Source organism: Cloacibacterium normanense (assembly GCF_002943105.1).
GTDB lineage: Bacteria > Bacteroidota > Bacteroidia > Flavobacteriales > Weeksellaceae > Cloacibacterium.
Genome location: NZ_PTPZ01000003.1, coordinates 485,813 through 496,009 on the forward strand (window position 1 = coordinate 485,813; position 10,197 = coordinate 496,009).

General features: G+C 33.6%; 12 protein-coding genes. 11 read left to right on the forward strand and 1 reads right to left on the reverse strand.

Annotated features, from left to right (window positions below):
• Nucleotides 1–78: 78 nt before the first annotated feature.
• The gene (locus tag C3729_RS07645; protein ID WP_104793601.1) at nucleotides 79–642 is read left to right on the forward strand and encodes a Crp/Fnr family transcriptional regulator; all 564 of its coding nucleotides are present in this window, start codon (nucleotides 79–81) and stop codon (nucleotides 640–642) included.
• Nucleotides 643–844: 202 nt separating this feature from the next.
• Nucleotides 845–1,525, forward strand: coding sequence for a type 1 glutamine amidotransferase domain-containing protein (locus C3729_RS07650; protein ID WP_104793635.1), 681 nt, complete (start codon nucleotides 845–847; stop codon nucleotides 1,523–1,525).
• Nucleotides 1,526–1,602: 77 nt separating this feature from the next.
• Here the strand turns inward: C3729_RS07650 and C3729_RS07655 are convergent, their stop codons facing one another.
• Nucleotides 1,603–2,049, reverse strand: coding sequence for a hypothetical protein (locus C3729_RS07655; RefSeq protein WP_133159958.1), 447 nt, complete (start codon nucleotides 2,047–2,049; stop codon nucleotides 1,603–1,605).
• A 265-nt stretch (nucleotides 2,050–2,314) separates the two neighbouring features.
• On the opposite strand from C3729_RS07655, the gene C3729_RS07660 reads away from it, so the two are divergent.
• The 9 genes from C3729_RS07660 (at nucleotide 2,315) to C3729_RS07705 (ending at nucleotide 10,106) form a co-directional block, all read left to right on the forward strand.
• Nucleotides 2,315–2,578: an AtpZ/AtpI family protein gene (locus tag C3729_RS07660; protein WP_104793603.1), complete on the forward strand. Its 264-nt coding sequence runs from the start codon at nucleotides 2,315–2,317 to the stop codon at nucleotides 2,576–2,578.
• Nucleotides 2,579–3,019: 441 nt separating this feature from the next.
• Nucleotides 3,020–4,180 (forward strand): F0F1 ATP synthase subunit A, encoded by a 1,161-nt coding sequence (gene atpB / locus C3729_RS07670; protein ID WP_104793605.1) that lies wholly within the window; start codon nucleotides 3,020–3,022, stop codon nucleotides 4,178–4,180.
• Between the two features lie 116 nt (nucleotides 4,181–4,296).
• Nucleotides 4,297–4,491 (forward strand): ATP synthase F0 subunit C, encoded by a 195-nt coding sequence (gene atpE, locus C3729_RS07675; RefSeq protein ID WP_012782425.1) that lies wholly within the window; start codon nucleotides 4,297–4,299, stop codon nucleotides 4,489–4,491.
• Nucleotides 4,492–4,576: 85 nt separating this feature from the next.
• Nucleotides 4,577–5,074, forward strand: a complete 498-nt coding sequence (locus C3729_RS07680; protein ID WP_069796933.1) for a F0F1 ATP synthase subunit B — start codon at nucleotides 4,577–4,579, stop codon at nucleotides 5,072–5,074.
• 1 nt (nucleotide 5,075) lies between these two features.
• On the forward strand, nucleotides 5,076–5,615 hold the full coding sequence (gene atpH / locus C3729_RS07685) for an ATP synthase F1 subunit delta (RefSeq protein WP_104793606.1): 540 nt from the start codon (nucleotides 5,076–5,078) through the stop codon (nucleotides 5,613–5,615).
• A 16-nt stretch (nucleotides 5,616–5,631) separates the two neighbouring features.
• Complete coding sequence (atpA, locus tag C3729_RS07690; RefSeq protein WP_069796929.1) at nucleotides 5,632–7,209, forward strand: F0F1 ATP synthase subunit alpha; 1,578 nt, start codon at nucleotides 5,632–5,634, stop codon at nucleotides 7,207–7,209.
• 85 nt (nucleotides 7,210–7,294) lie between these two features.
• Complete coding sequence (atpG, locus tag C3729_RS07695) at nucleotides 7,295–8,152, forward strand: ATP synthase F1 subunit gamma (RefSeq protein WP_104793607.1); 858 nt, start codon at nucleotides 7,295–7,297, stop codon at nucleotides 8,150–8,152.
• Nucleotides 8,153–8,421: 269 nt separating this feature from the next.
• Nucleotides 8,422–9,765 carry a hemolysin family protein gene (locus tag C3729_RS07700; protein ID WP_104793608.1) on the forward strand — a complete coding sequence of 448 codons (1,344 nt, stop codon included), beginning with the start codon at nucleotides 8,422–8,424 and terminating at the stop codon, nucleotides 9,763–9,765.
• 56 nt (nucleotides 9,766–9,821) lie between these two features.
• Nucleotides 9,822–10,106 (forward strand): ATP-dependent Clp protease adaptor ClpS, encoded by a 285-nt coding sequence (locus tag C3729_RS07705; protein ID WP_104793609.1) that lies wholly within the window; start codon nucleotides 9,822–9,824, stop codon nucleotides 10,104–10,106.
• Nucleotides 10,107–10,197 lie beyond the last annotated feature (91 nt).

Genomic DNA, 10,197 nt, shown 5'->3' on the forward strand with positions numbered 1-10,197 from the left:
TTTGATGGATTTTTTGCTTTCAATATTCTACATTTGGAGTGAACAATTCTTTTGTTTGCAATTTAGAATGATAAAAATATGAGTGAGATTTTAAGACGTCAAATTGAGAATATTACACCATTAACGGACCAAGAGTTCGAGTATATTCTGTCTCATTTTACCTTGAAAAAATTAAAAAAGCATCAGATTTTAACTCAAGAAGGAGATGCGGTACAAAATGATTATTTTGTGATGAATGGTTTGTTAAAAGCTTCTTACCTGAATCAAGAAGGCAAAGAACATATTATGCAATTTGCAATGGAAGATTGGTGGATTACCGATTATCAAGCCTATTTTAATCAAACGGAAGCTACTTTTAGTATTGATGCTTTAGAACCTACAGAAGTGCTTTCTTTATCGCTTTATAACCGAGAGAAACTCTGTGCAGATATGCATAAAATGGAGCATTTTTTCAGAAAAAAGTCGAATAATGGCTATGTAGCGCTCCAACGAAGAATTTTGTCTTTGCTCAATAGCAATGCCAAAGAACGCTATGAACAATTTATTTCTCAATATCCTACACTTTTACAGCGATTGCCCAAAACATTAATCGCTTCATATTTAGGAGTTTCCAGAGAAACGCTGAGTCGGCTTTCGGTGTAATGTGATGTAGGTCACAAAAAAGTTGTGAGGTAGGTCCTATTGTTTGTGGGAAGTTGGATTTACCTTTGTAGTGTTAAATCATTAAAAAATGAATAGTAAAATGAGTCAGAACAAGTTTTTATCAAAGATAATTTTCTTAACGAGTTGTATTCTTTTTTTAGGAATCAACATGGTAAATGCACAAACAATTAAATCTAACAAAATGAGCAAAAAAGTATTATTCGTGGTAACGAGCCACGGCGAATTAGGAAACACTGGTGAAGCTACCGGTTATTATTTAGGTGAAGTTACGCATCCTTGGTCTGTACTAGTAGATGCTGGTTACGAAATAGATTTCGTGAGTCCAAAAGGAGGAAATCCGCCGTATTATGGAAATACTCCAGATGATAAGGTTAATGAAAGATTTTTGGCAGATGAATATTACCAAAATAAAATTCAGAACACCATGAAACCTTCAGAAGTAAATCCAGATGAATATGTGGCGATTCTTTATGCAGGAGGTCACGGTACGATGTGGGATTTTGCAGATAATGAAGAACTGGCACTAATCGCTCAAAAAATCTACGAAAAAAATGGAGTAGTAAGTGCGGTTTGTCACGGTCCAGCTGGATTGGTGAACATTAAACTCAGCAATGGAAAATATTTGGTAGATGGCAAAAAAATCAACGCTTTTACCAATGAAGAAGAAGCTGCTGTGAAATTAGAAAATGTAGTTCCTTTTAGCTTAGAATCTAAATTAATAGAACGTGGAGCTAAGTTTGAAAAATCAGGTTTATGGCAAACTCACGTTGCGGTAGACGAAAGAGTGGTAACAGGACAAAATCCTCAATCCGCTCATGCAGTTGGCGAAGCTGTTTTAGAAGAACTTAAAAAACTTCAATAATTGATAATAAAAAAGAGACTGATTCAGTCTCTTTTTTTGTTTTTTTTAGCGGTTGCTGATTTTTTGTGCAATGCTTTTTATGGGATTTGAATAATTCCACAAAATTTTAGTTTTCCATTTTCTTTTATAAAAGTCAATAGCGCACCAGCTCCTTCAAATCCTGTTTTAGAGTCTGGTTTCGCTGTTTGAAATCCTAAAGTATATTGTTGGTTTTCAGAATCATAATTGATTTTGTTTTTTCGTAAACTTTTATATTCTAAAAAAGGAATAATGTCTTTTAAGTAGTTTGTAATTTGTTTGTTACTAATGTTAGATTCTAATGAATCAGTTTCACAAATTGAACAATAAAAATTCTCACAGAAAAAATTAGAAATTTGAATTTCACTCAAACTTTTATTTTCGTAATTGTTTTGTATTGTTTTTACATTGGTTAAAATCTCCTTTTTAATTTGTATTAGGTTTTGTTGTGCTTGATATAAAAAACAGATTGAAAAAAAGATTAGAAATAAAATTCGTTTTGTCATTTTTGGAAATTTTATAGCAATACGCATATAATCCAAATATACGAAAGTTTTAAAAAAGAACTAAATATCCTCAAACAAACAGTAAATCTTAAAATTTCACCACTTTTAGTTTATTCCAAAGGAAAGTATAAGTAAAGGGTAAGAGAATATGAATTGATGATATAAAAATTGTATTTTTAATCATTTAGGCCTCAAAAACATGACATTTGTCATATTTTTTGTCATTCCGCTCAGTTTTACATAGTTTTACACCAAATTAAAAACAATGGCTCTACAAGACCAAAATACTCCGAAAACCACTGAAGAACAAAAGGAAGAGTACAAGAAAAATCCCATGCGCTTGTACGGAATTTATTCTTCCATCGTGTTTCAGATGTTGGCCATCATTGCTTTAGGATTTTGGGGCGGGAAGAAAATTAATGATTATCTAGAATTGCCCAATGATTTATTAACCGTTGCCATTGGATTATCAGGATTAGGATTAGCCTTGTACAGTACCTTAAAACAATTAGAAAATATAAACAAATAACTCGCATGAAACAGTCTACCTCTTGGTTATACATTGTTCTTTTTATTCTGGTCTTTTTTTTACATTTTGCGATATGGCAACTTTATGTAAATGACTTTCAAGTGATATTTATTCGCTATTATCTTTTCTTAACCATTTTATTTATGATGGTCATCACCATTATGTCTATTGTCAAAAAGATTTATCCCGAGTATATCGGTTTTACTTTTATGGGACTCATGCTCTTTAAGTTGAGTGTTATGTTTTTGGTAATGAATAAATTACAGTTATCTGAGGTGCCGTATCACAAGTATCATTTTATACCGCCTTATCTTGTTTCTTTACTATTAGAAACATTGTTCGCAATCGGTTTATTGAAAGAACAAAAAAATAACTAATTCATACTTTGTTAATTTGTTTTTTTATCATATTTTTGCAAAACTTTTAAAATAACATAAATCAATGCTGAAAAGAGGAGTTTTATTAATCGGTTTTTTATCTACATTTTCACTTTCTTTGGCGCAACACCATGAGGCTGCAGCAGAAACTAAACCTGCTACAGAAACGAAAGTTGTAAGTGCTGAAGAAGCAGAAAAAGAACAAATAAAGAAAGAAAATAAGGAGTTTATAGACCATCACTTGTTAGATGCTCACAGCTTTGATATTATGGTGGAAAAGAAAGCAGACGGTACAGAACACCACATCGGTTTTCCACTTCCTGTTATTTTCTATGATGAAGCAAACGGTCTTCACGCATTCATGAGTTCAGAATTTCACCACGGTAAAGAAATGAAAGATGTTCATGGCAAAAAATACAACGTAGTAGAAAGCAAAGGTGCAAACTACGCTCTTTACCACGAAAAAATTGTAAAAACAGATGCTTCTGGTGCCATTACTTTAGATGACCACGGTCACGCTACCAATGCAAAAGTTTTAGATTTATCTATCACGAAAAGTGTTTTAATGATTCTATGTGCATCATTATTGATGATTGTAATTTTCGGTTCTATGGCTAGAAATTATAAAAAATCACCAATTCCTACAGGTGCAGGTAAATTATTCGAACCACTGGTAATCTTCATCAGAGATGAAATTGCGATTCCAAACATCGGACCGAAATATCACAAATATATTTCTTATTTATTGACTATTTTCTTCTTCATTTTATTCCTAAACGTATTTGGTTTATTACCTTTCGGGATTAATGTAACAGGGAATTTAGCCATTACAGCTGCTTTAGCAATTTTTACCTTCATCATTACGCAGTTTACGGCAAACAGAAACTATTGGCAACACATTTTCTGGATGCCAGGTTTACCGTTCTTAATGAAATTGGTAATGATTCCTATTGAATTAATCGGGATGATCATTAAGCCGTTTGCATTGTTAATACGTCTTTTTGCAAACATGTCTGCAGGTCACATCGTAATTATGTCATTAATTGCAATGATTTATTACTTCCAAAATGTAATTGCAGGCGTTGCATTCCCATTCTTAACATTTGTATTGTATTTATTAGAGATATTAGTAGCATTCTTACAAGCGTATATCTTCACCATGCTTTCTGCGGTTTACTTCGGTATGGCAAATGAAGAACACCACCACGAAGAAGCTCATCACTAATAAGAGCCAAGTTGAAAGAGCCAAGAGCCAAGTAAAAAGTTATCATTTTGAACTCGAAACTCGGATTTCAAAACTCAAAACATAAAAGTAGAAACTAATTTTTAAAATTATATATTATGGAAATTCCAAAACTAGTAGGTGCAGGTTTAGTAGTAATCGGAGCAGGTTTAGGTATCGGTAAAATCGGTGCTGCTGCTTTAGAAGGTATGGCTCGTCAGCCAGAACAAGCTGGTAAATTACAAACTGCAATGCTTATTGCTGCTGCACTAGTTGAAGGTCTTGCATTTGCTGCATTATTTGCTGTAAACTAAGACTCAAAAAAATAGCACTCACCCGTAACGGTTGGTTACGGGAAGTGTTTTTAAAAATTAAATAAAAAAAATATATAAAAATCTTATGGGATTATTAGAGAATTTTTCGTCAGGTTTGTTCATCATTCAGTCAGTTATTTTCTTGATACTTCTTTTCGTGTTAGGAAAATTTGCATGGAAACCTATTCTTACTGCTTTAAATGAGAGAGAAGTTTCTATTCAAGACGCTATTAACCAAGCTAAATTGGCTAAAGAAGAAGTTGCAAATCTTAAAGCAGACAACGAGAGAATCATCCGCGAAGCTAAAGCTGAACGTGATGCCATCTTAAAAGAAGCGAGAGAGTTAAAAGACAAAATTGTAGGTGAAGCAAAAGACCTTGCAAAATCTGAAGGAGACAAAATGATTGAACAAGCTAAACAATCAATCAATGCTGAAAAAAATGCAGCAATGGCTGATATCAAAAATCAAATTGGTTCTCTTTCTGTAGAAATTGCAGAAACCATTCTAAAACAAAAATTAGATAATGCTGATGCTCACAACGCATTAGTTGAAAAAATCATTAATAAATCTAACTTAAATTAATATGCTAACCTCTAAAGTAGCGAAAAGATATGCACAAGGTTTACTAGACTTTACTCAAGAGTCTGGTAACACGGCTTCTATTTTTTCGGAAATGAAAGATGTAGTAAAGATTTTTAATGATTCTAAGGAATTAAAGAATTTCTTTGCTTCGCCAATCATAGACGCTAAAAAGAAAACCAAAGCAGCCTTAGAAATCTTTGCTCAGTTTTCACCAGTAAGTAAGAATCTCATTACTTTGGTGATTAAACAAGGTAGAGAAAGTCATCTGCAAGATATAGCGCAAGAGTTTATCAATAAAGTAGAAGACTTACAAGGCGTACAGAGAGTTACCTTAACCGTAGCTTCTGAACTTTCTCAGAAAAATGTAGAAGACATTGTAAAATCTTCATCTTTAGTAGACCATACTAAAAACTACGACTTAAAAGTGGTAGTAAACCCTGAAATTATTGGCGGTTATATTTTAAGAGTAGGAGACCAGCAGGTTGATACTTCTGTAAGAACTAAACTAAGCCAAGTGAAAAAAGAATTTCAATTAAATTAAGTTAAAAAACCATAAAATGGCAGAAATAAATCCGGCTGAAGTTTCAGCAATTTTAAAACAACAGTTAGCCAACTTTGATACACAAACAAATGTAGAAGAAGTGGGTACAGTATTACAAATTGGAGACGGTATCGCTCTAGTTTACGGTTTAGAAAATGTACAATACGGAGAATTGGTAAAATTCGAATCAGGAATTGAAGGTATTGTATTGAACCTTGCAGAAGACAATGTAGGTGTTGCACTTCTTGGAGAATCTAAAAGAGTAAAAGAAGGAGATACAGTAAGAAGAACCGAAAGAATCTCTTCTATTAAAGTAGGAGAAGGTCTTTTAGGAAGAGTAGTAGATACTCTAGGAAATCCTATCGATGGTAAAGGTCCTGTAACTGGAGATCTTTATGAAATGCCACTAGAAAGAAAAGCTCCAGGAGTAATTTTCCGTCAACCGGTAAATGAACCACTTCAGACAGGTATCGTAGCAATTGACTCTATGATTCCAATCGGAAGAGGACAAAGAGAGTTGATCATCGGAGATAGACAAACTGGTAAAACTACCGTTGCTATCGACACTATTTTGAACCAAAAAGAATTTTATGATGCTGGTGAGCCTGTATTTTGTATCTACGTTGCTGTAGGTCAAAAAGGTTCTACTGTAGCACAAATCGTAAAAACTTTAGAAGATAAAGGAGCTTTAGCTTATACCGTAGTGGTAGCAGCAAACGCTTCAGACCCTTCTCCAATGCAGGTATACGCACCAATGGCGGGAGCTGCAATCGGAGAATTTTTTAGAGACACTGGTAGACCAGCATTAATCGTTTATGATGATTTATCTAAACAAGCAGTAGCTTACCGTGAACTTTCTCTATTATTAAGAAGACCACCAGGTCGTGAAGCATATCCTGGAGACGTTTTCTACCTTCACTCAAGATTATTAGAAAGAGCTGCAAAAGTAATTAAAGATGATACCATCGCTTCTCAAATGAACGATTTACCAGAATCATTAAAACCAATGGTAAAAGGAGGTGGTTCATTAACGGCTCTTCCAATCATCGAAACTCAAGCAGGTGACGTATCAGCATATATTCCTACCAACGTAATTTCGATTACAGACGGACAGATTTTCTTAGAGTCAGATTTATTCAACTCTGGGGTGAGACCAGCGATTAACGTAGGTATTTCTGTATCGAGAGTAGGGGGTAACGCTCAGATTAAGTCTATGAAAAAAGTTTCTGGTACCTTGAAACTTGACCAAGCGCAGTACAAAGAATTAGAAGCTTTTGCTAAATTTGGTTCTGACTTAGATGCGGCTACTATGGCAGTTATCGCAAAAGGAGAAAGAAACGTAGAAATTCTTAAACAACCAGTAAACTCTCCACTACCTGTAGAATCACAAGTAGCGATGATTTACGCAGGAACTGAAAACTTATTGAGAAACGTTCCTGTAAGAAAAGTAAGAGAATTCCAAGTAGAATACGTAGACTTCTTAAAAAACAAACACCCAGAAGTAATGGCTGCTCTTAAATCAGGTAAGATTGATGACAGTTTAACAGGTGTCCTTAAGCAAGTAGCTACAGATTTAGCTTCTAAATATAACTAAAATTAGTTGATGGTTTTTGGTTGATAGTTGACGGAATTTTCTAAGACTAGCAACCAACAACCGACAACCAACAACTAAACTAAATATGGCAAATTTAAAAGAAATTAGAGGAAGAATAACTTCTATTTCATCTACAATGCAGATTACAAGTGCGATGAAAATGGTTTCCGCTGCGAAACTGAAAAAAGCACAAGATGCCATTGTAATGTTAAGACCTTATTCTGAAAAACTTCAAGAAATCATTCAGAATGTAAGCGCAAGCTCTGATTCTGATAACGTTTCTGCTTTTGCACAAAAGAGAGAGGTGAAAAAAGTACTATACATTGCTATTACTTCTAATAGAGGTTTGGCTGGTGCTTTTAACTCATCTGTGATTAAAGAATTAAACCACAGAATCTCTAATTCTGCTGTAGAAGTAGAAGTGTTAACCATCGGGAAAAAAGTTTTTGATGCTGTAAAGAAAAACAGAACGGTATATGACAATCAAAGTGCCATCTTTGATCATATGAGTTTTGAAAAAGTATCAAAAGTGACTTCTGCTGTGATGAAGGATTTCAGCCAAGGAAAATTTGATGAAGTACATCTAATTTATAATAAATTTTTAAATGCTGCTAATCAAGAAGTAAAAACTGAACAGTTATTACCAATATCAATGCCGGAAACTGATGGTAATGCAAACAGTGATTATATTTTTGAACCCAACAGAAACGAGATTTTGGATAGCCTAATTCCTAAGTCTATTAAAACGCAAGTGTACAAAGCAGTGCTAGATTCTATCGCATCTGAACATGGAGCGAGAATGACTGCAATGCACAAAGCGACTGACAACGCACAAGCACTTAAAAATGATTTGGTAATTTTCTATAATAAAGCGCGTCAAGCTGCGATTACCAATGAAATTTTAGAAATCGTTTCTGGTGCAGAAGCACTTAAAAATAGCTAAGAAATATTTCTTTTATACGATAAATGAAAGGGCGTCAACTCAGGTTGATGCCCTTTTTTATGATTTATTACCCAAAGGTGTAATTGTTTGATGTGTGATAAATGTCATATTTTTGAACACGATTTAATAATCAAACTACAAGAAGTAATCTTCATACTTCGATTTTTAGACAAAAGGGGTGGGTGCTTTTAGCACCCTTTTTTATTAACCTTTCATATCAAAAATAATCATATATTTGCATAGATTAATCAATTCACAATTTTTTATAAATGGATTACGATAGTGTCGTCAAACTTCTTATTGCATTATTACTCGTATTATTAAACGGTTTTTTCGTAGCGGCGGAATTTTCAATCGTTAAGGTTCGTTATTCTCAAATTCAGCTAAAAGCAGCTGAAGGCAACAAAATGGCGAAACAAGCCGAACACATCATCAAACATTTAGATGCTTATTTATCTGCTACACAATTAGGGATTACCTTAGCTTCATTAGCATTAGGTTGGGTAGGAGAAAGTGCCTTAGAACATGTTTTCCATGGTATATTCTCTTATTTCAATATCAATATTGCACCTACCATGATTACGACGATTTCTGTAGTAGTCAGTTTTTTAATCATTACCGTAATGCATATTGTTTTTGGGGAGTTAGTACCTAAATCTATTGCCATTAGAAAATCAGAAGCCACTACATTATTCATTTCTGCACCATTAAGATTATTCTACAATATTTTCAAACCATTTATTTGGTTAATGAATTTATTTTCAAATGCTTTTTTGAAATTAATAGGAATCCATCCCGCTTCCGAACACGATATTCACTCTACAGAAGAACTTCAGTTATTGGTGAAACAATCTGCAGACAGTGGTGAGATAGAAGAAGAAAACTACGAAATCATTAAAAATGCTTTTGATTTTACAGACCATACTGCAAAACAAGTGATGGTGCCTCGTCAAAACATTATTTCTATTGATATAGAAGATGATAAAGAAGAAATTCTAAAACAAATCATCGATTGTGGATATTCTAGAATTCCTGTGTTTGAAAATTCGATTGACAATATCATTGGACTTTTCTACACAAAGGAAATCATGAGAGAATACATCAAAAACAAAGACCTTGATCTAAAAGAGTTTTTGAGAGAAGCATTCTTTGTGGTTGGTAGTAAAAAGATTTCAGACTTGTTAAATGTTTTCCAACAAAAGAAACAGCATTTAGCCATTGTTATTGATGAATTCGGAGGAACAGAAGGTATTCTTACGTTAGAAGATATTTTAGAAGAATTGGTAGGCGAAATCCAAGATGAAGAGGATGATGAAGATAAAATTGTAGACCAAGTTGGCGAAAACGTTTTCTGGGTAAAAGCAACTCAACCTTTGGAAGAAATTAACGAGTGTTTGCCGAAAGAGTTATCAGAAGTTGGTGAATACAATACTTTAGCTGGATTTATCCTACATCAATTAGAAGATATTCCAGAAGAAAATCAAGAGTTCGATATCGATGATTATCATTTCAAAATTTTGAAAATGAATAATAAGTCGGTAGAATTGGTAGAATTGGTGTACGATCCTAAAGATATTGTAGATGATTTAAGCGAAGAAATTAGCGAAATCTAATCATTGGCTAATTAATCTCAACCTTTACCTTTACCTCAAAGTTAACTTCAGTCAAAATGAAATTTTACGATAATCCTCAAAGAGAATATCAGGAAGAAGTAGCGCTTCTAGAACAGGAAGACGAAGTCTATAAATTAGTGCTGCATAATGATGATGTAAACACTTTTGATTTCGTGATAGAGTGTTTAATCGAAATTTGTAAACATACGCTAGAACAAGCCGAACAATGCACCATTTTGGTACATTATAAAGGCAAATGCACCGTGAAAACTGGTAGCATGGAGCTTTTGAAACCCATGCACGAAAAATTAATTTCCAGAGGTCTTACTTCTGAGATTTGACTAGTCCTAAAAAACCGATACAGATTATAGGGCAAAAATAAATAATTAAACCAAAGCAAAAACGTTTTTGCTTTGGTTTTTGTTTTTATAG

Bases quoted from the DNA above. Each gene is read 5' to 3' on its own strand.
- atpA (WP_069796929.1), top strand. From the start codon at position 5,632: ATGGCAGAAATAAATCCGGCTGAAGTTTCAGCAATTTTAAAACAACAG.
- atpH (WP_104793606.1), top strand. From the start codon at position 5,076: ATGCTAACCTCTAAAGTAGCGAAAAGATATGCACAAGGTTTACTAGAC.
- C3729_RS07680 (WP_069796933.1), top strand. From the start codon at position 4,577: ATGGGATTATTAGAGAATTTTTCGTCAGGTTTGTTCATCATTCAGTCA.
- atpG (WP_104793607.1), top strand. From the start codon at position 7,295: ATGGCAAATTTAAAAGAAATTAGAGGAAGAATAACTTCTATTTCATCT.
- C3729_RS07655 (WP_133159958.1), bottom strand. From the start codon at position 2,049: ATGACAAAACGAATTTTATTTCTAATCTTTTTTTCAATCTGTTTTTTA.
- C3729_RS07700 (WP_104793608.1), top strand. From the start codon at position 8,422: ATGGATTACGATAGTGTCGTCAAACTTCTTATTGCATTATTACTCGTA.
- C3729_RS07660 (WP_104793603.1), top strand. From the start codon at position 2,315: ATGGCTCTACAAGACCAAAATACTCCGAAAACCACTGAAGAACAAAAG.
- C3729_RS07645 (WP_104793601.1), top strand. From the start codon at position 79: ATGAGTGAGATTTTAAGACGTCAAATTGAGAATATTACACCATTAACG.
- atpB (WP_104793605.1), top strand. From the start codon at position 3,020: ATGCTGAAAAGAGGAGTTTTATTAATCGGTTTTTTATCTACATTTTCA.
- C3729_RS07650 (WP_104793635.1), top strand. From the start codon at position 845: ATGAGCAAAAAAGTATTATTCGTGGTAACGAGCCACGGCGAATTAGGA.
- atpE (WP_012782425.1), top strand. From the start codon at position 4,297: ATGGAAATTCCAAAACTAGTAGGTGCAGGTTTAGTAGTAATCGGAGCA.
- C3729_RS07705 (WP_104793609.1), top strand. From the start codon at position 9,822: ATGAAATTTTACGATAATCCTCAAAGAGAATATCAGGAAGAAGTAGCG.